Here is a 22037-nt window from a genome sequence, read left to right as displayed (position 1 = left end):
ACGATGCCCGCGGGTTACGATTTCATCATCATCGGCGGCGGCTCGGCCGGCAGCGTGCTGGCCGCCCGCCTGTCCGAGGACCCGGCGGCCAAGGTCCTGCTGCTGGAAGCCGGCGGCAGCGACCGCCACCCCTTCTACCACCTGCCGGCAGGCTTCGCGAAGATGACCAAGGGCATCGGCTCGTGGGGCTGGTCGACCGTGCCGCAGCGCCACATGAAGGACCGGGTGTTCAACTACACGCAGGCCAAGGTCATCGGCGGCGGTTCGGCGATCAACGCGCAAATCTACACGCGCGGCAACGCGCAAGATTACGACGAATGGCGCCAGATGGGCTGCGAGGGCTGGGGCTACGAGGACGTCCTGCCCTATTTCAGGAAGGCCGAGGACAACGACACCTACGAGAACCGCTATCACGGCAAGGGCGGACCGCTCGGCGTGTCGCAACCCTCCGCGCCGCTCCCGATCTGCGACGCCTATTTCGAGGCGGCAGCGCAGCTGGGCATCCCACGCAACACGGACATCGCCGGCGAGACGCAGGACGGCGTCTGCTTCTACCAGCTGACCCAGCGCAACGCCCGCCGCTCCTCGGCGGCGATGGCCTATCTCGCGCCGAACCGCGGACGGCCGAACCTGACGGTGCGCATGGGCGCTCAGGTGAAGCGCATCGTCGTGGAGGCGGGCCGCGCGACCGGTGTCGAACTCGTCGACGGAACGGTTCTGACGGCGTCGGCGGAGGTGATCCTGTCGTCCGGCGCCATCGGTTCGCCGCGGCTCCTGCAACTGTCCGGTATCGGCCCTGCCGACGACCTTTCCGGCCTCGGCATCCCGGTGGCCCTCGATCAGCCGCAGGTGGGTGCCAACCTGCAGGATCATCTGGATCTCTACTGCATCTGCGAGGTGAGCGGCCCGCACACCTATGACCGGTTCGCCAAGCTGCACTGGTCGGCCGTCGCCGGGCTTCAATATCTGCTCACGCGCAAGGGCCCGGTCGCCTCGTCGCTCTTCGAGACCGGCGGCTTCTGGTATGCCGATCCGGAGGCGCGTTCGCCCGACATCCAGCTGCATCTCGGCCTCGGCACCGGCATCGAAGCCGGCGTCGCCGCGATGCCCGACGGCGGCGTGACGCTGAACGCCTGCTATTTGCGGCCTCGCTCGCGCGGCTCGGTGCGGCTGCAAAGTGCCGACCCGGCCGCCGCACCGCTGATCGACCCGAACTACCTCGCCGACCCGCGCGACCGCGAATTGTCGATCGAAGGCCTGAAGCTCGCCCAGAGGATCCTCGCCCAGGCACCGCTGAAGCCCTTCATCAAGGCCGAGCGCCTGCCCGGACCGGACGTGACGAGCGACGACGACTATTTCGATTTCATCTGCGCGCATTCCAAGACCTCGCACCACGCCGCCGGCACCTGCCGGATGGGCATCGACCCCGACGCCGTGCTCGACCCGCAACTGCGTTTCAACGGCATCGAGGCGCTGCGCGTCGCCGACGCCTCGATCATGCCGACCGTCATCTCCTCCAACACCAATGCCGCAGCGATCATGATCGGCGAGAAGGCCGCCGACATGATCCGCGCCAGCCACGGACTGTAGCCATGCTGACCCTGCCCACGAAGGACAACCGCCTCGAAGCCTATGCGCTGACCGGCACGCCGCTTGAGCCCCGCGCGCCGCGCGTGCCGCTGACACGCACCGCGTTCGCCGCCGCGCATGTGGTCTCCGACCCCATCGCCGAGCGCAATCCCTGGGACACCCGGCCGGCCGTCGACTGGGACGCCACGCTCGCCTTCCGGCAGGGGCTGTGGGACCAAGGCCTCGGCTTGGCCGAAGCCATGGACACCGCCCAGCGCGGCATGGGCGTCGACTGGCTGACCGCAAGGGAACTCATCGAACGCACGATGGCCGCGGCAAAGACGCATCCGATGAAGCCGCGCGTCGCCTGCGGGGCCGGCACGGACCATGTCGCGCTCGACGCGTTGAGGGATGCCGACGCGATCATCGCGGCCTACGAGACGCAGATGGCGGCCATCGAGGCGGCCGGCGGACAGCTGATCCTGATGGCGTCACGCGCCTTTCCGGCGATCGGCGCCGGCGCGGAGACCTATGCGCGCGTCTATGGCCGATTGCTCGACCAGGCGGCCGAACCGGTGATCCTGCACTGGCTCGGCGACATGTTCGACCCGGCGCTGACCGGCTATTGGGGTTCGACCGACGTGGCCGAGGCCTCCGATGCGGTGCTGCGCATCATCGAGGCCAATCCGGCCAAGGTCGACGGCATCAAGATCTCGCTGCTCGACCAGGCGCATGAGGAGGCGTTCCGGGCGCGCCTGCCCGACGGGGTGCGGCTCTATACCGGCGACGATTTCAACTATGCCGACCTGATCGCGGGCGACGGCACGCATTATTCCCATGCGCTATTGGGCATCTTCGCCGCCATCGCGCCGGCGGCCGCACAGGCGCTGGAAGCGCTCGCCATGGGTGACATGGACACCTATCACCGGCTGTTCGCGCCGACCGTGCCGCTCAGCCGCGAGATCTTCCGCGCGCCCACCCGCTTCTACAAGGCGGGCATCGCGTTTCTGTCGTGGCTGAACGGCACGCAGTCGCATTTCATCATGCCGGCGGGCTTCCAATCGAGCCGCGACATCGTCCATTATGCCGAGGTGTTCCGGCTCGCCGATCGTGCCGGACTGTTGTCGAAGCCGGAGCTGGCGGAAGAACGCATGCGCATCCTGCTGGCCCTGCATGGGATCGAATAAGGCAAAGCCATGGAGCGCAGGCCGACGATCATCGACGTGGCGCGCAAGGCGGGCGTGTCGAAATCCACCGTCAGCCTCGTCCTGCAGAACAGCCCGCAAGTGCGCGAGGAAACGCGCAAGCTGGTGCGCGAGGCGATGGCCGAGATCGGCTATTTCTACAATCGCTCGGCCGCCAATCTGCGCACCGCCAATGCCGGGTTGATCGGCCTCGTCATCAACGACCTGCGCAACCCCTTCTTCACCGAGTTCGCGACCTCGCTGCAGATGGCCCTGTCGGCGCGCGGCTACGCGGCGGTCGTCGCCAACACCGACGAAGACCCCGCGCTTCAGGCGCAGGTCGTCGGCGCGATGATCGAACACGGCGTTTCGGCACTGATCATCTCGCCCACCTATGGCGGGGAAGCGGCCAGTTTCGACGCCATCGCCCGGGCGGCGATTCCGGCGATGCAGGTGTTGCGCAATGTCGACCCGCGCGTCGATCTGTTCCCCTTTGCCGCGCCCGACTATGTCGGCGGCAGCCGCTGCGCGACCGAGCATCTTCTGGAGACGGGACCGGGCCGCGTCGCCTTCGTCGGCGGGCTGGAAGGCCGGGACGTCACGCGCGAGCGCATGTCGGGTTACTGCGCCACGCTCAAGGCGGCAGGCGTGGAGCCGCTGGTTGTGACCGGCCGCGCCAGCCGGGCCTTCGGGCGCGAGACCGCGATCCGGCTGGCCGAGGAACATCCCGACGTCGGCGCGGCGATCTGCTTCAACGATCTCGTCGCGCTCGGCATGCTGTCGGGCTGCGCCCAGATCGGCCGCAAGGTGGGCTCGGATTTCCGGATCGTCGGCTTTGACGACATCGAGGAATGCGCCCAGGCCTATCCGCGGCTCTCCACCGTGCGCTGCGACATCGCCGGCTTCGGCGTGCGGATCGCGGGCACCGTCCTCGACTGGCTGGAGGAAGGCACCGTGCCTGCGCCGGAACTGCGCACGCCCGTCGAACTCGTCATCCGCGATTCCAGCGGACACCCCGCCTGACCCCTTCGGAGGCCCGACATGCTCAAGCACTGCGTTTTCCTGTCCCTGCGCTCACCGGCCGACATGGCGGCCATCGACGAGGCCATGGACCTCCTGCAGGGGCTGGTGGAGAAGATCGACGGCATGACCGGCTTCGCCTGCGGGCCGAACCGGGATTTCGAGAACAAGTCGTCGGACTATCCCTTCGGGTTCGTCGTGGATTTCACGAACCGCGAAGCCCATCTCGCCTATGAGCGCCACGAGGACCACCTCAAGGCCGGCACCCTCCTCGTCGCCGCCTGCCGTGGCGGCCATGAGGGCATCTTCGTCGCCGATCTCGACTGCGGCTGAAGCCGCGGCGAGACCGCCGGACACATAGCCGAACATCACCGCCGGACGACTTGTGATTCGCCGCGCCCGCCCGCCGGGGCGGTTTGTCAGCGCGCACGCAAAGTAGAGTTTTCGCGACGCCTTTGTTCCAGCAGTATATATAGACTAACAATTTGACTAGTATTTCGAATCAGAACGGACGGCCCCTCGACGCAAAGCGCTCGACCCGAAACTCCATTAAATAAATGATTTTTAGGGAAAATTGTCGTTCTGCCCTCGCATTTCCCGAGTGAAAAATCACCAACGCATCCCATTATTCGCAGGCTATTTCTCTCCTAAGGGAAGTTTATTGCCAAGCGGACGCTGTGCTCTATACTTCATCCATGAGCAACATTACGCAAAGGAGTGTCAGTGCTCGAGTCCTCGATCGACGCCCGCTCCTTCCGCCTCGTTGACGAATGGGCGACCCCCTGTTTCGACAAGCTGAGCCGGCTCGACTGGAAAGACGGGTTTGCGTTTGAAGTGGAGGGGGTGCGGATCGGCGTGCGGGTGAACGACCCGAACATCTGCGACGAATTCCGCAACCGCCTGCCCGCCATGGCCAAACCGACATCCGCGGCCGAATTCGATTGCGTCTTCTCCATCATCCGCGGCCAGCCATCATCCGATCGCCGGATCCGCAATCACCATCTGCTCTACTGCAATCACACGCGCCTGTTTCGGTCCGAGACCTTCGACGATCTGTTCCAGCCTTTCTCGAGCGCGTTGGCGCTAGTCGTCGCGAGCCTCGCGAAGCGACGGGTGTTCGTTCATGCCGGGGCAGTCGCCTGGAACGGCTGGGCGATCATCCTTCCGGGACCTTCGATGGCCGGCAAGAGCACGCTTGTCGCTGCCGGCGCGGACTATCTCTCCGACGAGTTCGCCATCATCGACGCGGATGGCCTGGTCCATCCCTACGCGAAGCCGATCTCGCTGCGACACGGTGGCGGCACCGCACAGACCGATCACCCGATCGAGGCCTTTGGCGGACGATGTCGCGATCGTCCCGTGCCGCTCGGGCTGGTGCTGATGTGCCATTTCGACAGCGAGGCGGTCTGGCGGCCAATGGCGCTGACCCCCGGCCAAGGGCTGCTCGCCCTCCTGGCCAACACGCCGTCATCACGCATTTCGCCACATGATGTCGTTCCGGTTCTGAGTTCGGCCGTGACGCGAGCGACCCTCTTCAGTTCGGCGCGCGCGGAAGCCGACGCGGTTGCCGGCCAGATCCTGCAGATGACAGACACCCAGGGAGGTTCCCATGCCTGAACAGTCAAAACCGACGCACCAAGCCGGCCGCCCCGCGGATGCGGGCGATCACCCTGTTGCGCGCACGGCGGATCTGATCGTCAGGCGACTTCCATCGGAAACCCTGATCTACGACCTGAAAACGCATCGCGCGACCTGCCTCGACGCACGCGCGACGGCCGTCTGGGACGAGTGCGACGGAACGAAATCCCCCGATCAGATCAGATCGATGCGAAGCGGCATCGGGGCATCGGGAAACGATATTGACGGGATTCTGCGGAGCCTCGCCGAAAGCGGGTTGATAGAGGGTGTCGAGCCGTCGGTGAAGCCGGAGCCGGAAACGATCGATCGGCGTCGCGCGCTGGCGAGCCTGGGCACTGCGCTGGCGGCCACGGCCTCTTCCGTGATGACACTTTCCGTACCGACTCCGGCCATGGCCGCATCTGGAAATGTCTGCGCGGGTGACGGCGACTGCGAGGGCGTCTTGAACATCTGCATCAACATCGACCCGATCACGATGCTCGGAGTGTGCGCATTGGGGTAACGGCAATCGAAGCCGGCTCGGGAGCTAAACGGCTCGTCTTGAGGAGCGGAAAATCCAGCACTAACGAAAGGCTCGGCCAATCCGTCTCCCTCGTCTTGCGCGGCGCCTGGCGGGACACTGCCCCGCCCCTGACCTCGGACGCCACCGTCTCACTCGATGCGCAGACCAGGCTGGCTGCGCCGGACGTTGCGCCGTTGACATGGAAGCGACTGTCCGAATCGCCGGGTTCGTTGCCCGACAGCATGGCCGCGTCTCTGCAAGCGGCCTACCGCTACAGCGAACTCCAGGCGCATATGCAATCCATGGCGATCCGGCATGTTGCCGCCTGCCTGGCTGATGCCGGCATCGATGCGCTGCTGTTCAAGGGGTTTGCAATGGCCTCCCGCGGCTACGCTTCGCCCGGTCTCCGCCCGGCCGGGGACATCGACATCGCAGTGGACGAGAACGATTACGCCGACGCGGCGCATGTGCTGGGCAAGATCTGCCATGGCACGCCAAACGGGCTCGATGCGCCCGGCAAGGACCAGGCCCTTCTGTCCCTCGACAGCCCGCTGCCGGCGCTTCTGGGACAGATCGACCTGCATCGTGGAATCGATTGCTACGGCTCTGCGCCCTTCGCCGAACTGGTCGAGCGGTCGATCGCGGTCGCGACCGAGGACGGATCACCGGCACGAACGTTGGGCGACGAGGATCACCTGCGCCTGCTCTGCCTGCACTTCCTGAAGCATGGTGGCTGGAAACCGGTCTGGCTGTGCGATGTCGCAGCGATGCTGGAAACCGTCCGTGACGATTTCCTGCCGTCGCTTTGCCACGAGGGTAACCCTCTCACGAGGCGCAAGATCGAGGTCGTGTGCAGCCTGGCGGTCGACATTCTCGGCGCGCGGCCCCGAAGCGCGGCGCAAATCTTCGCACGCGACCCGGCTCCCGAGTGGATGCGCCGATCGGTCCTCAAACAATGGGGACGGCCGGCAGGCCTCCACCGGTCGCGATTGGCGTTCCGGAAGTCGATCACGCGCCGGCCGGGGTGGTTGTTAAGCGATATCGCCGCGCGGTGGCCGGATCCGGTCAGCGCTGCCGACTGGGCAGGCGGGCGTTTCGACGGATGGGGCGTGCGGCTGTTTCAGATCGCCAAATTCAGCCGGATGGCGTTCGATTTCGTCGGCCGCGGCGGCCGCATTTGAAGGGCGTGTGGATTTCTGTCGGAAGGTGTCTGGATCGGTCCATGTGCCATGAGGTCCGATCGAGAAGGTCTTTCGCAGCGAAGTGTCAGCTGCGCTCGAACGTCGTCTCGGTGAAGGCCTCGGCAGAGAACTCGACGGCCGCGCGGGTGGACTTGACGGCGAAACCGAGCGCGATGATCGAGAAGAACATCGCCGCGAGCATCAGACGGGGTAAATACTGTACCATGGCTGCCTCTCCTGTTTCCCTGCCGGCGTCTTTGCGCCGTTTGTTGCATGCTCGGAGAATAGTCCTTCCAAACCCTTGCGCCTGTGCGTTTGGTCACAGTCGCATTCCCGGCTTGATTAATGGTCACTTAATATGGCGACAAAGCGCCACAACGGCAGCAGTATTGTGAAATGATCGAGGCATCGCGTCATGATGTCGGGGCTGGTGGCGGCCTGCGGATTTTCCAGGTCTCGCCAGACCGCGATACCCTTGTGGAGCGAGAGGTTCAGGTGCGGATGATCGTCGGGAAAGCCCGCCGGAACCCGTTTCAGCGCCGGCTCCTGAACCCGGCAGCCCTGCGCCACCATCCCGTCGATCATCCGGACGAGATCGTCACCGTCCGCGCCGGCGATGGCGCTGCGATAGGCGGCAAGTCCCGGCTTTGAGAATTCGAACACGCCGCAGCCAAGCGTGCAGTATTCGGTCGACAGGCCGAACATGAAGGCAGGGCTGTCGGCCGTGCCGCCCATGGGCGTCCACGAGATGTGGATGTGGGTGTTGTAGGGCGTCTTGTCCTTGGAGAAGCGCAGGTCGCGATTGATGCGGAAGATCTTCGGCTTCTGCGCAACGCCGGTCAGCCGCTCGAGTTCGCCCGCCATCACCTGCGCGAAGGCCTGGGCCGGCTTCTTGACCGCCGCCTCGTAACTCGCCTTGTTGGCGGCGAACCACTCCTTCGTGTTGTCGGTCTTCAAGCCGCGAAGAAAGGCGAGCGTCTCGTCGGTGAAGCCGGTGAAATCGGTGGCGGCCATGGCATCGGGTCCTATTTCGGTGGCAGAGCGGTGACGAAGGACAACGCCAGCGAAGTCAGAGCGCGCAGCGTCTCCGGTTCGGCCATGTCCTCGTCGAGATAGATGAAGCCGCCCATCTTGCGGCCGCCATGGATCATCGGCCGCGTGCCGGGAAGCGCCAGCGCCTTTTCCTCGTTCTCCTTGCCGACACGGAGCATGAAATGGCCGTCGCCGGATTTCTCGCGGCGCGCGGCACCGACCATGTTGCCGTCGAGCAGGAAGCAGATCCCGCCCATCATCTTCTTTTCCGAGAGACCCGGCAGGCCGTCGAGCAGCTCGCGCATGCGCGCGGCAAGGGCTTCGTCATGGCGGTGTTTGGGCTTGCTGCCCGGGCTCAATCCTTCCAACGGACCCCCTCCCCTCGACCGAAGGCCGGCCTATTCAATGCCCTTGCCTTCGTCATACAGATACAAGGTCACTTTTCCGGGCGCTGCGTCCGCCCATTTGATGGCTTCGTGAATGGACGCGCCTTTGAGCTCTTCGAACATCGGCGCTTCCGCATTGTCCTCGTCAAGCTGATCGGCGTCGTTGCATGCATTGTCCGCCGTCGTATCCTCGATGACCGCGTTGACGCGTGCCCAGCGATACCGGCGCTTCCGGTGGTCGACGATATTCCAGATCACCAGGCGGTCTCCTCGCTCAACTCTCACCATGTCGGCAGATGCCATTTCAACATCGTAGCGGATTTGCGGCACCAGCGAAGTGATTTCGCGCCCCGGCCCCGCCCCTGCTGACAAATACGGACGTGACAGCGGCGGCTTCCCGCTGCAAAAAGCGGGGAAGCATGCAACGCGGAAGGGGCACATGGCCGGACAGGACGAACTGAAGCAGGACGCACGCGCGATCTTCATGGCCGGCGTGGCCGAGGCCGATCCCCATGACGCCGTCGTCAACGCCCTCGAGGTACATGACGGCGAATGGTCGGAGGCGGGAAAGGTGCATGTGATCGCCGCCGGCAAGGCGGCTGTGCCGATGATCCAGGCGGCGCTCGAATTGCTGCCGGCCGGCAAGATCGGCGAGGCGCTGGTCGTCACCAATGTCGAGAATGTGCTCGACATCAAGGGTGTGACGGTCATCGGCGCGTCGCATCCGCTGCCCGACGAGAACGGCGCGCACAGCGCCCGCGAGGCCGAACGGATCGCCCGCGATGCGGCGACCAGCGATCTGGTCCTGTGCCTGATTTCCGGCGGCGCCTCCGCGCTGCTGCCGGCCCCGGTGGAGGGCGTGACGCTCGCCGAGAAGATCGCCGCCAGCGAATTGCTGTTGAAATCCGGCGCCGACATCGTCGCCATGAACACGGTGCGCAAGGCGCTGTCGCGGCTCAAAGGCGGCGGGCTGGCGCGGGCCATCTCGCCCGCGCAGGGGCTGGCGCTGATCCTCTCCGACGTGCCGGGCGACGATCTCGCCATCATCGCGTCGGGCCCGACCGTCGCGGACCCGGCCCCGCCGGAAAAGGCGCTGGAAATCGTGCGCGGCCTCGGCCTTTCGGACCGAATGCCGGCCAGCGTCATGGCGCATCTGGAAAAACGCGCCGGCGAACCGTCGCAGGACTTCGTCCACACGACCGAGAACCTGCTGATCGGCTCCAACCGCATTAGCCTGCAGGCGACCGACAACGCCGCCAGTCACCGCGGCTACGAGACGGTCATCCTGTCGGAATGGCTGGAAGGCGACGTGCAGGACGCGGCCGATGCCTTCCTTGCGGCCGCGGCGAAGGCGCCAAGCGGCAAGGTTGCGATCCTGGCGGGCGGCGAAACGACCGTGCATGTGACCGGCACCGGCAAGGGCGGCCGCAACCAGGAGATGGCGCTGCGCTTCGCGGCGCTGTGCGAAGGCACGCCGCTGCCGAGGCCCTGGGCGTTCCTCTCCGGCGGCACCGACGGCCGCGACGGGCCGACAGACGCGGCCGGCGGCCTCGTCACGCCGGACACCATCCCGGCGCTTGCCGCCAAGGACATGTCCGTGAAGGCCTATCTGGATGACAACGACGCCTATCACGCGCTCGAGGCAGCCGACGCGCTGCTGATGACCGGCGCGACCGGCACCAATGTCGCGGATCTCCAGGTGCTGTTGCTGGGATAAGCGGCGACTAGCCTTTGGCCCCAGACAGTCGCGCGCGGCATCAGAAAGAAAGGCACGCCACGCGCTCCGTGATGCGCCCATGCCGACAGCAGGAAGCAAGCAAGCCCCGGGCTCTCGCCTTGCGGATGCGCGGCACAGTCATTCGACCTCATCGAAGCGTTGGAGCTTCATGCCGGACAGGCCGGCCTCCTGGAGCCTTTCGGCGAAGACATCGCTGATGAAGGGACGGTTGAAGCCCGAGATGAGCTTCTCGGCCCAGGCGTGGCGGGCGCCGATCCTCTGGCGGCTGAATACCAGCGTCTTGTCGGGCGAACCGTCGAGAAACCAGATATTCCGAAACTCGAATGTCGTTCCTTCCGGGCTGACGCCGTCGATCCTGTTGCAGACATTGAACCAGAAGCGGTCGCCGGCCGGGCTGCCGTCGGACCATTCAAGTATGATGGGAAAGAACTGGTGCAAGACGGGTTCCAGCTCTTCCAGCAGTGCGCGGAACCTGGCGGGCACGAGCAGGGACATGTAACCGGGCAGCACATCCGTCAACCGGCGCTTCGGGCCTGCGACGCGCATGCGCGTCGGCATGAACGCCGTTTCGAGTGGGCGGCCCTGATTGGAGCAGCTCGATTTGATCCTGATCCCGTCGTCCGGCGTCACGTCGGCAGGCCTGATTCGCGCAATGTCGCCATCGAGCGCTTCGATGCCGCCATGGTCGAGGATTTCGCCCGACTCCTGGCCGAGAAAACATGCCATCTACAAGCGCCTCATTTTTCGCTGCCGCCGGGCCTCCACCTTACACCTCGTCGTAGTGACACACCTTGTCCCAGCCCTTGAAGCCGGCCTCTTCCATCGCTTCGACGAACGCATCTGAAGCGAAAATGCGGGCGGGGCTTCCATCGTCGCGCCAGATGTGCCTGCCGCCGATCGCGTCGCGGCTGAAGACCGGGAGCGGGTCCTTGCCGCTGCGCCTGAACCAGAAGTGTCGGGCGTCGGGGCCTTCGCCGATACGTTCGATCCGGAGCAATTCTTCGTCCAACACGATCGACGGGATCCGGTTGCAAACGTTGAGGATGTGATAGGTGACCGGCATCTCCTCGCCCGTCGATTTGGCAATAAGGCGGATCGGGAAGAACTCATGCACGCCGGGTTCCCATTTCTCGATGAAGTCGCGCAGTTCCTCGGTCACGCCGAGCTGGTCCATCATGCGCATGACCGCGTAAAACCGCTTGCGCGGCTTCGGGATGCGGCCGGTCGTCGGCATGCGCTCGGGATGGCGCAGCGGACGGCCCTCTTTCAGCAGCTGGACCACGCCGTCGAAGAAGGACTGCCCGCCGCGCCCGGCATCGTGGTCCGGGCTCTCCTCCGGGTGCCGCACACCCGGTGAATAGCGTCCGTCATAGGCCGCCTCGATTTCCCAGACCATGGTCACTTGTCCCTTCGTCTCAGGAGACCGTTTTCGACCAGTTCGATGCCGCGCGGCAGGAAGTCGCCAAGCGTGTCGACGAGTCTCTGCGAAACCATCACGCCGCCCCTGGCGCGACGATCCCGGAACATGTGGCGGTCGCCGAGGCAGTCGGCCCAGAGGAAATAGGTTTGCGTCCGCTCCGGGGGCGAAGCCCAGTAGGGCACGCCGTTCGGGCTCGTCTTCTGCCGGAAGCCGGAAAGCGGCAGGCACATGCAATCCGTCTGTTCGAGGAACTGGACGAAGTAGTACCGGTAGCTCTCGCCGCCGTCGTGACGCGTCACGGTCAGCGGAAAGAAGCGGTGCCTGCCCGGCTCCAGCGCATGCACCGCGTCGTGGACGCGCTGCGAGACGATCCTGATCCCGTTGAACAGCGAGAATTCGGGAAGCGTCGCAGGCGCGCTCTTCTTCAGCCGCGCCGTTTTCGGCATGTGCTCCGGATCGACGGGCACGATGGGCATTTCGGCGAAGACGTCATGCGGCCGGTATCCGTTCGGATGGTGCGCGGCGAAGGCGCTGACGCGCAACTGGCGCAGCCGTTCCCATTCCCTGTTGTCGGACATGAAATGGTCGCCCAATTGTCCCGACAGCTTGGCGTAGGAATCGACGATGTCGTAGACCCGGGCGCCCGGAATGACCTCGGCCTGTGCCGCCTCGATCTCCTCCTGCCGCCTGCGCGCGCCGAACACGCCTTTCAGTCCGAATGCCATCGTCGCCCCATCTTCGCCTTCGCTGTCGAAAATGGATGGGATTCGTCAACTTTCGGTTGAATATCCGACCTGAATTTCGGCCGCTCGCCTCAGCGCGACAGTTCCCGCGTCGCCTCGTCCAGACCCTTCAGCGTCAGCGGATACATGCGCCCGCCCATGATGTCCTTGAGCATCTGGGTCGATTGCGTGAACTGCCAGCGATCCTCGCGTTCGGGATTGAGCCAGAGCGTGCGCGGGAATTTCTCCAGCACGCGGCTCATCCACACCGCGCCGGCTTCCTCGTTCCAATGCTCCACCGAGCCGCCGGCCATGGCGATCTCGTAGGGGCTCATCGCCGCGTCGCCGACGAAGACGACGCGGTAGTCCGACCCGTAGGTGTGCAGCACGTCGAAGGTCGGGATGCGCTCGGCGAAACGGCGGCGATTGTCCTTCCACACGCTCTCATAGAGGCAGTTGTGGAAGTAGTAGTATTCCATGTGCTTGAACTCGGCGCGGGCGGCCGAAAACAGCTCCTCGACGACGCGGATGTGGTCGTCCATGGAGCCGCCGACGTCGAAGAACATCACCAGCTTCACCGCATTGCGCCGCTCGGGCCGCATCTTCACGTCCAGATAGCCGTGTTCGGCGGTCGAGCGGATGGTGTTGTCGAGGTCGAATTCGTCATGAGCGCCCTGGCGGGCCCAGCGGCGCAGGCGCTTCAGCGCGACCTTGATGTTGCGGGTTCCAAGCTCGACGGAATCGTCGAAATTCCTGAATTCGCGCTTGTCCCAGACCTTCACGGCACGCCGATGCCGGCTTTCGTGCTGGCCGATGCGCACACCCTCCGGATTGTAGCCATAGGCGCCGAAGGGCGAGGTGCCGGCGGTGCCGATCCACTTCGAACCGCCCTGGTGGCGGCCCTCCTGCTCCTTTAGCCGCTCCTTCAGCGTCTCCATAAGCTTGTCGAAGCCGCCCAGCGCCTCGACCAGCTTCTTCTCCTCCTCGCTCAGATGCTTCTCGGCAAGCTTGCGCAGCCACTCCTCCGGCAGGTTGGCGACATCGACGCCGCCTTCCCCCGACACGGCCTCGACGCCACGGAAGATGTGGGAGAAGACCTGGTCGAAACGGTCGATGTGACGCTCGTCCTTCACCAGCGCGGAGCGGGCGAGATAATAGAAGCCCTCGACGTCATAGGTGACGAGGCCCGCCTCCAGCCCCTCCAGCAGCGAAAGATATTCGCGCAGCGACACCGGAACCTTGGCGGCCTTGAGTTCGAGGAAGAACGGAATGAACATGGCGTGTTTCTAGCGCCGTTGGCGGGGCGTGTCATCAGGCCGCCCGGCCCCGCGCCGCCATCGAAGGAGAGAGCATGTCCGACTACAAGCCAACCGGCTATACCAGCGCCGCGCCCTATCTCATCGTGCCCGACGCGCGGAAAACGCTCGATTTCCTGAAGGCCGTCTTCGGGGCCGAGGACCTGCGGCTGCATCGCCGCGACGACGGCTCGGTGATGCATGCCGAGGCCCGCATCGACGACACGGTCGTGATGATGGGCGAGATGGCGGACGGGCCGAAGACGAATGTGCATGTCTATTGCGCCGACGTCGAAGAGGCGTTCCAGCGCGCGCTCGAGGCCGGCGGCACGGTGGTCCAGCCGCTGGAGCTGAAACCGGACGGCGACCGGCGCGGCGGCATCGACGACGGCAACAACACGGTCTGGTGGCTGGCGCGCCAGGAAGGCTAGGCTGTCGGCGGCGCCCGATCAGGCCACGCTTCAACCGCCCGCGCGCGCAATCAGGATCAGCCCGACCATCCCCACGAGCAGCAAGACGGAGACCGCCAGCGGCACGCGGCTGATCCAGCGCACGAGCGAACCGCGCGGATGGGCCCGACCGGTGAGATAGGCCGGAACCGACACGATGCCGGCGGCGAACTGCCAGAGCAGGAAACCGGCGATCCGGTTGAAGCCACGGGTGAACCCGTCGCCGGTCGCCTCGGTCGTCATGAAGTCGATGAAGGACCACGCGAACAGCCCCGCCCACACGATAACGAGCGCCGCAACGAGCCTATCTTCACGCGAAGTGAACACCGACCGATCCTCCCGGCCCGATGCTAGCGCGAATCGCGCCCGGACGCCAACGATCGGGTCATGCACCGTACGAGGCTCCAGACCGTCTACTGACCAGTTGCGTGGGCACACGCCATTCCGAGAGTTACGCTGAGCGCAGACGGACTAAGGTTCCCGCAGACGTCTTCCTGCTCCTCGCATGAGCTGACCCGTAATGTGCCAATATACGTCGATATCGTCGAGAGCCAGGTTCGAAACCTCATCTTCGCCACCTAGGAACAACGGCTTGATGTAGCCGATGCACTGCTGATACTGCGGCGCAGCGCCGCCGGCTGCGGCCCATCTTTTCCGAAAACCCCGAGCAAGAGCAGCTTCAGCGAACTCGAGAAGCCCCCTATCGTGAAACGTTACGACATCGCACGGGACTTCTAGCGCTTCTCCCGCACCGGGGTCGAACATGAGGACCTCGGCACCATCCTTCTCGCGCCGGGTCGATTCTGCGGCGAATGCACGTCCCAGCCAATCATATCCGAAGCATGTGACCTTGCCTGCAAATTCCGGGTAGGCGAAGCCGATGCGCGCATTCCAGCGGCCCATATCCACCGCCCTCACAACCCGGTACGCGCCCCGCTCAAACGAACTGCCCCCGAAACGGCAAACTAACTCGGTCAGGCCCGCAATACTTGAAGACCCGGCATGGCCATGGTTGCCTACGCAGAGGTCGGAATCCCTTGCAAAACTGTTCTCAAGGGCGCTGAACATCACAACTCAACATATCCCGTTACGCGTTCATGCTCACCTCTGCGAAACGGCGGTCGCCACGGAAAGCCCAACCGTTCGATCAGGCGTCATTGCCAGTAGAACGGAGACGACGAAGTCCGTCGCAAAAGTCCATATTCCGCGAAACCACCCGCCTCCAGAACCGCTGGATCAGCGAACTTACCCCCTCTGCGCGTTGTTCTCCGCAAGCCCGGCCCAGTAGCTGATGCCAAGCGGTATGATGTCGTCGTTGAAGTCGTAGGCGGGGTGGTGCAGGCCAGCGGTGTTGCCGTTTCCGATCAGGATCATCGCGCCCGGCCGCGCTTCGGTCATGTAGGCGAAGTCCTCGCCGCCCATCATCGGCGCGGCCTCGGTTTCGACTGCGTTGTCGCCGACCACGCGGCCGGCGACCTGCGCGCAGACGTCGGCTTCGCCGCTGTGGTTGATCATCACCGGATATCCCTTGCGCCACTCGACCTCGGCGGTCGCGCCGTGCGCGGAGGCGATGTTCTGGGCGAGCGCGCGCAGGCGCACTTCGCCGAGTTCGCGATTCTCCGGAGAGAGCGCCCGGATCGTGCCGCCGATCTCGGCGTCCTCGGGAATGACATTGTGCGCGGTGCCGGCGTGAAACTGGGTCACCGACACGACGATCGCGGAAACCGGATCGACATTGCGCGAGGCGATCGTCTGCAGCGCCTGGACGATCTGCGCGCCGATGACGATCGGGTCGATCGTCTGGTTCGGCCATGCGGCATGCCCGCCGCGCCCGGTGATGGTGATCTTGAATTCGTCCGTCGATGCCCACAGCGCGCCGGTGCGGATGGAAAACTGGCCGACCGGAACGCCCGGCATGTTGTGCATGCCGTAGACCCGATCGACGCCGAAGCGCTCCATCAGCCCGTCATCGACCATTTCGCGACCACCGCCGCCGCCCTCCTCGGCCGGCTGGAAGATGACCACGACCGTGCCGGCGAAATTGCGGGTTTCGGCCAGATATTGCGCCGCGCCGAGCAGCATCGAGGTGTGGCCGTCATGGCCGCAGGCATGCATCTTGCCGGGCGTGGTGGACGCGTAGTCCTTGCCGGTCATCTCCTTGATGGGCAGTGCGTCCATGTCGGCGCGAAAGCCGAGCGTCTCGCCCGCCCCGCGATTGCCGTGGATGACGCCGACGACGCCGGTGCGCCCGAGACCGGTCACCACCTCGTCGCAGCCAAAGGATCGCAGCTTCTCTTCGACGAAGGCCGCCGTCTGGTGGACGTCGAACAGCAATTCGGGATGGCGATGCAGGTGCCGCCGCCATTCAACGACATCGCCCTGCATTTCATGCGCTCGATTGAGAACCGGCATCGATTGCGTCTCCCGAAACATTCCGTTTGTCGAAGATGGAGGCGTGAAGGCCACAGGGCAAGCCCCGGCGCATTTCGTTTCGCTCCTGCTGCGACGCTCTCCTTGTTTCGCCGCGCGCAATCGCCTACACAACTGCGGGGCCGCTGTCATCACTCAGGAAACGTCCATGCTTGCCGGGACAAGGATAGCCATGCTTCGCCTTCCCCTCGTCGCTCTGCTTTGTTTCTTCACCGTCTTCGGCGGAACCGCGGGCGCGGTGCAGACCGACGCGCCCTCCATGGTGGTGGAGATGGCGACGGGGCGGGTGCTGGAGGCCGAGCGGCCGTTCGCGCGCTGGCACCCGGCCTCGCTGACCAAGCTGATGACGGCCTATGTCGCCTTTCGCGAGATCGAGAGCGGCGCGCTGACGCTGAAATCTCCGGTGCGGATTTCGCTGGAGGCCGCGCGCAAGCCGCCGAGCCATATGGCCTATCCGGTGGGCACCATCATCACGCTGGACAACGCGCTGAAGATGCTGCTGGTCAAATCCGCCAACGACATCGCAGTGGCAATCGCGGATTCGGTGTCCGGCTCGGTGGAAGCCTTCGCCGAGCGCATGAACGCCGAGGCCAGGCGGCTCGGTCTGGAGGACACGCATTTCGTCAACCCGCACGGGCTGCACGATCCCGAACAGTATTCCTCGGCGCGCGACCTCGCGGTTCTGGCCAGCACCATCCGCCGCGACTACCCGCAATATGACCACTACTTTTCCACCGAAGCGCTGAAGGACGGCGAGACGGTCTACGATTCCTACAACCTGCTGCTCGGCCGCTTTGCCGGCGCCGACGGCATGAAGACCGGCTACATCTGCGATGCGGGGTTCAACCTGGTCGGCTCTGCGACGCGCGAAGGCACGACGCTGATCGCCGTGGTTCTCGGGGAAATGAGCTCCAAGGCCCGCGCCGAAAAGGCCGCCGACCTGCTCGAAGCCGGCTTCGCCAGTCTCGGCTCCGAAGGCTTCCAGCCGGTGCTGGCGTCGATGACGCCGCCGGAAGACCGCTCGCTCAAGGTCGAGAACGTCCGCAACATCGTCTGCTCGCAGGAGGCCAATGACGCCCGCTGGGCCGACCGGTCGCTCGATCATTTCGCCACCACCGCGCTGGCGCCGCTGACCCGCCCGCTGGTGCCCGACACCATCTTCAAGGGCGGCGCGGAGGGCGCGAGCATGTCGGCCATCATGCTGGCCGGGCGCTATATCGGCGAAGTGCCGGTGCCCGAATACCGGCCCGTGCGCCTGACCGACGAGGTGGCCGAGGCACGCCGCGCCGCCGGATTGGACCTCGACGCCAAGCGCGCCATCCCGGTGCCCGAATTCCGGCCCGCCGACAGCGGTGCCTGACGCGACCATGCCCGTCCTTCCCGTCCATGTGGTCACCGGCTTCCTCGGCGCAGGCAAGACCACGCTCCTCAACCGGCTGATCGGCGCCGGCGGCTTCGCCAACACGGCGGTCATCATCAACGAGTTCGGCGATGTCGGCATCGACCACCTCCTGGTCGAGGCGGCCGAAGGCGGCGAGCCGATGATCGAATTGTCCGACGGGTGCCTGTGCTGCACGGTGCGCAGCGACCTCGTCGACACGCTGTTCCAGATCGCCGCCCGCGTCGATGCCGGTTCGACGCTCGACCGCGTGGTGATCGAGACCACGGGCCTCGCCGACCCTGCCCCCGTGCTGCAGGCGGTGATGGCCACGCCGGGCCTGAACGAACGGTTTCGCGTCGCGAGCCTCGTGACCGTCGTCTGCGCGGCAACGGGGCTGACAAGCCTGCGCGAGCACGATGAGGCGCGCAGCCAGGTCGCGCTCGCCGACCGCATCGTGCTGACCAAGACCGACATGACGCCGCCATCCGAGGAGTTGCTGGCGGCCATCGCCGCGCTCAACCCGATGGTGACGCCCGTCGACAGCCGGGCCGACGGCTTCGCGCTGGTGCTTGACGACGCGGCCGTCTCGGCGGCCGACCTGCCCGAAGACGAGCCGCACGGCCATCACCATCATCACCACGACGTCAATCGCCACGATGCGACGATCGAGGCCTTCACGCTGACGCATGACCGGCCGATCCCCGCCTCGACGGTCGAGATGTTCATCGACCTGCTGCGTTCGTCGATGCCGCGCCAGTTGCTGCGCATGAAGGGCATCGTGCGCACCGTTGAGGATCCGGAGCGGCCACTTGTCGTCCACGGGGTCCAGTCGGTCTTCCATCCGCCGGTTCGCCTCGACGGCTGGGGCGGCCGCACGCCGCAGACGCGGCTGGTCGTCATCACGAAGAACGGCAATCGCGCCCATGTGGAAGGCCTGTTCGCCGCCTTCACCGGACAGATCGCGCCCGACCGCCCTGACGCCCAGGCCCTGACCAACAATCCGCTCGCCATTCCCGGCATGTGACCGCGGACAACTGGTCGCAGCCATGTGATTGTCGGCATGTCGACAGGCCGGAAGGCCCGTGCCATCTTCATTCGTAACGCCTGCCGAACCGAACGGAGCGCTGGGGTGGCGACGAAGGCTGAACCCGTCATCAACGACAATGACTGGCTGATATCCGCGCCGGGCGTGTTGATGGCGTCGCTCCTGTTCGCCGCCTCGCTCACCCCGTCGCTGATCCCGCGCGAAGCGGCCATGCAGGGTGTCCTGGCGGGATTGTCGGCAACCCTCGGCTATGCCATCGGCGCTCTTGCCATGTGGCTGTGGCGCATCATGCTGCTGCCAGAGCCGGGCGAGAGGCTCGCACCCTATGTGCGTTGGCCGCTCTTCGCGATCAGCCTCGCGGTCTGCATGCTGTCGCTCTGGTATGCCGCCGACTGGCAGAACGCCACGCGCGCGGTGATGGACCTGCCGCCGGTGCCGACCGCACATCCGCTGACGGTTTCGACGACGGCCTTCCTCGTCTTCGGCTTCCTCTGGCTTGCCGGCAGCGCCTTTCTCTTCGTCACGCGGCGCGCCGGGCGGGCGCTGGCCCGCATCCTGCCCGGCCGCACCGGGCCGGTCATGGGCATCCTGGTTGCCGTCGCCCTGTCCTGGGCGCTGATCGACGGCGTCCTCATCCGCAATTTCATGGAAGCCGCCGACGCCTCCTTCGAGGCGGCCGACCTGCTGATCGACGCCGAGACTTCCGCGCCCGACGATCCCATGATGACCGGCAGCAGCGCGTCGCTGGTGCGATGGGAGCAGTTGGGCGCCAATGGCCGCGACTTCATCGCGAGCATGCCGTCACGCAACGAGATCACCGAGTTTTCCGGCGACGCGGCCATGCGGCCCATCCGCGTCTATGTCGGGCGGCGCTCCGCCCGCACGGCCCGGGCGCGCGCCAAGCTGGCGCTGGCCGAAACCATCCGCGTCGGCGGGTTCGACCGCGAGGTGCTCGTCATCACCACGCCGGTTGGCACGGGATGGATGGACCCCGGCTCCCACGACGCGCTCGATTTCATGTTCGGCGGGAACGCGACCCAGGTGGCGGTGCAGTATTCCTACCTGATCTCCTACCTGTCGATCCTCACCCATGTGGATTACGGCTTCGACCAGGCGCGTGCGTTGTTCGACGTGTTCTACGCCTACTGGACAACGCTGCCCGAAGACGACCGTCCGCGGCTCTACGTCCACGGGCTGAGCCAGGGCGCGCTGAACAGCCAGGCCACGCTGCCCTTCCTCGACACATTGGGCGACCCGCCGAACGGCGCACTGTGGGCCGGTTCGCCGTTCCTCAGCCCGCTCTGGGCCCGGATCCGCGACGACCGCAACCCCGAAAGCCCCGCCTGGCGGCCGCGCTACGGCAACGGCTCGCTGGTGCGCGTCACCAATCAGGACAACGTCCTCGACGAGGCGGACGCGCCGTGGGGCCCCGTGCGCTTCGTCTTCCTGCACTATGGCAGCGACCCGATCGTCGTCTTCGACTTCGCCACCATCTGGCGCGCCCCCGACTGGCTCTCGGAGCCGCGCGCGCCCGATGTCGCGCCGCAGATGCGCTGGTATCCGGCCGTCACCGCGTTCCAGATCGGCCTCGACATGCTCGCCGCCCTCAATGTCGAGGGCTACGGCCACTACTATGTCGCGGAGGACTATATCGACGCCTGGGCGGCGCTCGCCGACCCGCCCGGCTGGACGGAGGCCCGCGCCGATCAGCTCAAGGCGATCTTCGAACGGCGCCCGCCGAGCTTCACATTGTTCAAGAAATAGCGGCCGGACCGGCTCCGCATTCGATCAGGAAGCGGTGGCCGTCCCCGGCCTTCTCCGATTCGATCAGCGGATTGCCGCTCTCGCGGCACCAGTGCGGAATGTCGATGACGGCGAGCGGATCGCTGGTGCGCACCCACAGCCGATCGCCGGGCTTCAGGCTCTTCAGGCGCTTCTGGGTCTTGAGCACCGGCATCGGACAGGAGAGGCCGCGCAGGTCGTAGATGTCGGCCATGGTCAGCGGTTGGAGCCGCCACCGGGCAACAGGCCGAGCAGTCCGCGCAGCGGCGAGGACGACTTCTTCTCCGGGGCTTGCGCCGCCGCAGCGACGCGCTCGGCCTCGGCCAGCTCTTGTGCGGCCTTCTTCTCGGCAGCCGCGGCAGCCTCCTGCTCGGCAACCGCCGCCTTGGCTTCCAGAGACGAGACCGCCTTGTCGAAGGCCAGCGCCTGCTGCGACTGCAAGGTCTGGTAGGCCGTCTGCAGCTTGGTCGGCAGGCTCATCGGAGGACAGGCCGCCGTGGCCCGGAAAGCACCGCTCTCCGGCTCGGCGTTGAATACGTAGCGCCGTCCGCAGACGTCGACCTTCGGCGGGATCTTGGTCAGCTCGAAATGGTCGTAGCCTTCCTTGAGCATTTTCCAGAAGGCGAAGCTCGCATCGTTGCGATGCCGGGCCATGTTTTCCGGCGTCATGCGGAAGGGGAAGGCCTGGACCTGGAAGGCCTGCTGCCGGCCGCCCTGCAGCGCCTCGCGCGCGAAGGCGTAGATCTCGGTGATGTTCTCGTCGGTCATCGAGTAGCAGCCGGCCGAGGAACAGGACCCGTGCACCATCAGATGCGACCCAGTGCGCCCGTTGGCGCGGTCATAGGTGTTCGGGAAACCGGTGTTGAAGGCGAGGTGATAGTCGGACTTCGGGTTGAGGAGGCCCTTGGAGATCCAGTAGAAGCCCTCCGGCGCCTGCCGGTCGCCTTCCTTTATCTTCGGCCCCAGCTTGCCGGAATAGGCGCAGATCTCGTAGCTCTTGACGAGCCCGTAGCGGCCGGTGTCCTTCTGCTTCCAGACCTCCAGCACCGCCTCTTCCTTGAAGATGCGGACCATGATCGGCGATGACCGGGTCATGCCGTTGGCCTTCATGTGATTTTTCACGTCTTCGGGCAGCGGCGCGTTGGCGCTCAGGGACAGCAGGTCGCTCGATTCGCATCCGGCAAGCGCCGTCGCGGCAGCCAGCGCCATGACGAGCGCGCTGCGGCGGACAGACAGACCTGAAAGCGCCGGAAGAATCATCAA

Annotated in this window: 25 protein-coding genes; 12 read left to right on the top strand and 13 right to left on the bottom strand. The window is 65.6% G+C overall.

Annotation, left to right across the window (positions count from 1 at the left end):
- The first annotated feature begins 3 nt into the window (after positions 1-3).
- The 7 genes from MRY80_RS09270 to MRY80_RS09240 all read left to right on the top strand — a co-directional run bounded on the left by MRY80_RS09270 (position 4) and on the right by MRY80_RS09240 (position 7094).
- On the top strand, positions 4-1590 hold the full coding sequence (locus tag MRY80_RS09270; protein ID WP_293290299.1) for a GMC family oxidoreductase N-terminal domain-containing protein: 1587 nt from the start codon (positions 4-6) through the stop codon (positions 1588-1590).
- A gap of 2 nt (positions 1591-1592) precedes the next feature.
- Complete coding sequence (locus MRY80_RS09265) at positions 1593-2756, top strand: dihydrodipicolinate synthase family protein (protein WP_293290297.1); 1164 nt, start codon at positions 1593-1595, stop codon at positions 2754-2756.
- A 9-nt stretch (positions 2757-2765) separates the two neighbouring features.
- Positions 2766-3776: a LacI family DNA-binding transcriptional regulator gene (locus MRY80_RS09260; protein WP_293290296.1), complete on the top strand. Its 1011-nt coding sequence runs from the start codon at positions 2766-2768 to the stop codon at positions 3774-3776.
- 18 nt (positions 3777-3794) lie between these two features.
- Complete coding sequence (locus MRY80_RS09255; RefSeq protein ID WP_293290294.1) at positions 3795-4106, top strand: Dabb family protein; 312 nt, start codon at positions 3795-3797, stop codon at positions 4104-4106.
- 390 nt (positions 4107-4496) lie between these two features.
- Entirely contained in the window at positions 4497-5390 is an 894-nt protein-coding gene (locus MRY80_RS09250) for a hypothetical protein (RefSeq protein WP_293290292.1), read from the top strand.
- Positions 5383-5913 carry a hypothetical protein gene (locus tag MRY80_RS09245; protein WP_293290290.1) on the top strand — a complete coding sequence of 177 codons (531 nt, stop codon included), beginning with the start codon at positions 5383-5385 and terminating at the stop codon, positions 5911-5913. The genes MRY80_RS09250 and MRY80_RS09245 overlap by 8 nt, the downstream gene beginning before the upstream one ends.
- A 95-nt stretch (positions 5914-6008) precedes the next feature.
- Entirely contained in the window at positions 6009-7094 is a 1086-nt protein-coding gene (locus tag MRY80_RS09240; RefSeq protein WP_293290289.1) for a nucleotidyltransferase family protein, read from the top strand.
- Between the two features lie 85 nt (positions 7095-7179).
- Here the strand turns inward: MRY80_RS09240 and MRY80_RS09235 are convergent, their stop codons facing one another.
- The 4 genes from MRY80_RS09235 to MRY80_RS09220 form a co-directional block, all read right to left on the bottom strand.
- Positions 7180-7320: a hypothetical protein gene (locus MRY80_RS09235; protein ID WP_293290288.1), complete on the bottom strand. Its 141-nt coding sequence runs from the start codon at positions 7318-7320 to the stop codon at positions 7180-7182.
- 116 nt (positions 7321-7436) lie between these two features.
- Positions 7437-8108, bottom strand: a complete 672-nt coding sequence (locus MRY80_RS09230) for a DUF2461 domain-containing protein (protein ID WP_293290286.1) — start codon at positions 8106-8108, stop codon at positions 7437-7439.
- 11 nt (positions 8109-8119) lie between these two features.
- Complete coding sequence (locus tag MRY80_RS09225; protein WP_293290284.1) at positions 8120-8494, bottom strand: TfoX/Sxy family protein; 375 nt, start codon at positions 8492-8494, stop codon at positions 8120-8122.
- 30 nt (positions 8495-8524) lie between these two features.
- Entirely contained in the window at positions 8525-8815 is a 291-nt protein-coding gene (locus tag MRY80_RS09220) for a hypothetical protein (RefSeq protein ID WP_293290282.1), read from the bottom strand.
- Positions 8816-8951: 136 nt separating this feature from the next.
- Between MRY80_RS09220 and MRY80_RS09215 the strand changes: the two genes are divergently transcribed.
- On the top strand, positions 8952-10229 hold the full coding sequence (locus MRY80_RS09215) for a DUF4147 domain-containing protein (RefSeq protein WP_293290280.1): 1278 nt from the start codon (positions 8952-8954) through the stop codon (positions 10227-10229).
- A 138-nt stretch (positions 10230-10367) separates the two neighbouring features.
- On the opposite strand, the gene MRY80_RS09210 is transcribed toward MRY80_RS09215, so the two are convergent.
- The 4 genes from MRY80_RS09210 to MRY80_RS09195 all read right to left on the bottom strand — a co-directional run bounded on the left by MRY80_RS09210 (position 10368) and on the right by MRY80_RS09195 (position 13669).
- Entirely contained in the window at positions 10368-10976 is a 609-nt protein-coding gene (locus tag MRY80_RS09210) for a DUF1629 domain-containing protein (RefSeq protein ID WP_293290278.1), read from the bottom strand.
- Positions 10977-11016: 40 nt separating this feature from the next.
- Positions 11017-11646 (bottom strand): DUF1629 domain-containing protein, encoded by a 630-nt coding sequence (locus MRY80_RS09205; RefSeq protein WP_346433394.1) that lies wholly within the window; start codon positions 11644-11646, stop codon positions 11017-11019.
- Between the two features lie 2 nt (positions 11647-11648).
- Complete coding sequence (locus MRY80_RS09200; RefSeq protein ID WP_293290275.1) at positions 11649-12395, bottom strand: DUF1629 domain-containing protein; 747 nt, start codon at positions 12393-12395, stop codon at positions 11649-11651.
- An 89-nt stretch (positions 12396-12484) separates the two neighbouring features.
- Positions 12485-13669, bottom strand: a complete 1185-nt coding sequence (locus MRY80_RS09195) for a VWA domain-containing protein (RefSeq protein WP_293290273.1) — start codon at positions 13667-13669, stop codon at positions 12485-12487.
- A 74-nt stretch (positions 13670-13743) separates the two neighbouring features.
- Between MRY80_RS09195 and MRY80_RS09190 the strand changes: the two genes are divergently transcribed.
- A complete protein-coding gene (locus MRY80_RS09190; RefSeq protein ID WP_293290271.1) occupies positions 13744-14118 on the top strand; it encodes a VOC family protein in 375 nt (124 codons plus the stop codon).
- Positions 14119-14148: 30 nt separating this feature from the next.
- On the opposite strand, the gene MRY80_RS09185 is transcribed toward MRY80_RS09190, so the two are convergent.
- The 3 genes from MRY80_RS09185 to MRY80_RS09175 form a co-directional block, all read right to left on the bottom strand.
- Positions 14149-14463 carry a hypothetical protein gene (locus MRY80_RS09185; protein WP_293290269.1) on the bottom strand — a complete coding sequence of 105 codons (315 nt, stop codon included), beginning with the start codon at positions 14461-14463 and terminating at the stop codon, positions 14149-14151.
- 144 nt (positions 14464-14607) lie between these two features.
- Positions 14608-15204 carry a T6SS immunity protein Tdi1 domain-containing protein gene (locus tag MRY80_RS09180; RefSeq protein WP_293290267.1) on the bottom strand — a complete coding sequence of 199 codons (597 nt, stop codon included), beginning with the start codon at positions 15202-15204 and terminating at the stop codon, positions 14608-14610.
- A gap of 177 nt (positions 15205-15381) precedes the next feature.
- Entirely contained in the window at positions 15382-16548 is a 1167-nt protein-coding gene (locus MRY80_RS09175) for a M20 aminoacylase family protein (RefSeq protein ID WP_293290265.1), read from the bottom strand.
- A 190-nt stretch (positions 16549-16738) separates the two neighbouring features.
- On the opposite strand from MRY80_RS09175, the gene MRY80_RS09170 reads away from it, so the two are divergent.
- The 3 genes from MRY80_RS09170 (at position 16739) to MRY80_RS09160 (ending at position 20756) form a co-directional block, all read left to right on the top strand.
- Entirely contained in the window at positions 16739-17926 is a 1188-nt protein-coding gene (locus tag MRY80_RS09170) for a D-alanyl-D-alanine carboxypeptidase family protein (protein ID WP_293290263.1), read from the top strand.
- Positions 17927-17933: 7 nt separating this feature from the next.
- Positions 17934-18971, top strand: a complete 1038-nt coding sequence (locus tag MRY80_RS09165) for a GTP-binding protein (protein WP_293290261.1) — start codon at positions 17934-17936, stop codon at positions 18969-18971.
- Between the two features lie 105 nt (positions 18972-19076).
- The gene (locus tag MRY80_RS09160; RefSeq protein WP_293290259.1) at positions 19077-20756 is read left to right on the top strand and encodes an alpha/beta-hydrolase family protein; all 1680 of its coding nucleotides are present in this window, start codon (positions 19077-19079) and stop codon (positions 20754-20756) included.
- On the opposite strand, the gene MRY80_RS09155 is transcribed toward MRY80_RS09160, so the two are convergent.
- Together MRY80_RS09155 and MRY80_RS09150 are read right to left on the bottom strand one after the other, a co-directional pair.
- Positions 20746-20988, bottom strand: a complete 243-nt coding sequence (locus MRY80_RS09155) for a sulfurtransferase TusA family protein (RefSeq protein ID WP_293290257.1) — start codon at positions 20986-20988, stop codon at positions 20746-20748. The two genes, MRY80_RS09160 and MRY80_RS09155, sit on opposite strands and share 11 nt — an antisense overlap.
- Positions 20989-20990: 2 nt before the next feature.
- Entirely contained in the window at positions 20991-22034 is a 1044-nt protein-coding gene (locus MRY80_RS09150; protein WP_346433390.1) for a murein L,D-transpeptidase family protein, read from the bottom strand.
- Positions 22035-22037: the final 3 nt, after the last annotated feature.

It is taken from the genome of Oricola sp. (assembly GCF_022763245.1).
GTDB lineage: Bacteria > Pseudomonadota > Alphaproteobacteria > Rhizobiales > Rhizobiaceae > Oricola.
Note: the sequence above shows the minus strand (reverse complement) of the source record. Positions and strands in the feature narration are given on the sequence as shown.

Excerpts from the sequence above, each read along its gene's own strand:
- MRY80_RS09270 (WP_293290299.1), top strand. The coding sequence starts at position 4 with ATGCCCGCGGGTTACGATTTCATCATCATCGGCGGCGGCTCGGCCGGC.
- MRY80_RS09265 (WP_293290297.1), top strand. The coding sequence starts at position 1,593 with ATGCTGACCCTGCCCACGAAGGACAACCGCCTCGAAGCCTATGCGCTG.
- MRY80_RS09260 (WP_293290296.1), top strand. The coding sequence starts at position 2,766 with ATGGAGCGCAGGCCGACGATCATCGACGTGGCGCGCAAGGCGGGCGTG.
- MRY80_RS09255 (WP_293290294.1), top strand. The coding sequence starts at position 3,795 with ATGCTCAAGCACTGCGTTTTCCTGTCCCTGCGCTCACCGGCCGACATG.
- MRY80_RS09245 (WP_293290290.1), top strand. The coding sequence starts at position 5,383 with ATGCCTGAACAGTCAAAACCGACGCACCAAGCCGGCCGCCCCGCGGAT.
- MRY80_RS09235 (WP_293290288.1), bottom strand. The coding sequence starts at position 7,320 with ATGGTACAGTATTTACCCCGTCTGATGCTCGCGGCGATGTTCTTCTCG.
- MRY80_RS09230 (WP_293290286.1), bottom strand. The coding sequence starts at position 8,108 with ATGGCCGCCACCGATTTCACCGGCTTCACCGACGAGACGCTCGCCTTT.
- MRY80_RS09220 (WP_293290282.1), bottom strand. The coding sequence starts at position 8,815 with ATGGCATCTGCCGACATGGTGAGAGTTGAGCGAGGAGACCGCCTGGTG.
- MRY80_RS09215 (WP_293290280.1), top strand. The coding sequence starts at position 8,952 with ATGGCCGGACAGGACGAACTGAAGCAGGACGCACGCGCGATCTTCATG.
- MRY80_RS09210 (WP_293290278.1), bottom strand. The coding sequence starts at position 10,976 with ATGGCATGTTTTCTCGGCCAGGAGTCGGGCGAAATCCTCGACCATGGC.
- MRY80_RS09205 (WP_346433394.1), bottom strand. The coding sequence starts at position 11,646 with ATGGTCTGGGAAATCGAGGCGGCCTATGACGGACGCTATTCACCGGGT.
- MRY80_RS09200 (WP_293290275.1), bottom strand. The coding sequence starts at position 12,395 with ATGGCATTCGGACTGAAAGGCGTGTTCGGCGCGCGCAGGCGGCAGGAG.
- MRY80_RS09195 (WP_293290273.1), bottom strand. The coding sequence starts at position 13,669 with ATGTTCATTCCGTTCTTCCTCGAACTCAAGGCCGCCAAGGTTCCGGTG.
- MRY80_RS09190 (WP_293290271.1), top strand. The coding sequence starts at position 13,744 with ATGTCCGACTACAAGCCAACCGGCTATACCAGCGCCGCGCCCTATCTC.
- MRY80_RS09180 (WP_293290267.1), bottom strand. The coding sequence starts at position 15,204 with ATGTTCAGCGCCCTTGAGAACAGTTTTGCAAGGGATTCCGACCTCTGC.
- MRY80_RS09175 (WP_293290265.1), bottom strand. The coding sequence starts at position 16,548 with ATGCCGGTTCTCAATCGAGCGCATGAAATGCAGGGCGATGTCGTTGAA.
- MRY80_RS09170 (WP_293290263.1), top strand. The coding sequence starts at position 16,739 with ATGCTTCGCCTTCCCCTCGTCGCTCTGCTTTGTTTCTTCACCGTCTTC.
- MRY80_RS09165 (WP_293290261.1), top strand. The coding sequence starts at position 17,934 with ATGCCCGTCCTTCCCGTCCATGTGGTCACCGGCTTCCTCGGCGCAGGC.
- MRY80_RS09155 (WP_293290257.1), bottom strand. The coding sequence starts at position 20,988 with ATGGCCGACATCTACGACCTGCGCGGCCTCTCCTGTCCGATGCCGGTG.
- MRY80_RS09150 (WP_346433390.1), bottom strand. The coding sequence starts at position 22,034 with ATGATTCTTCCGGCGCTTTCAGGTCTGTCTGTCCGCCGCAGCGCGCTC.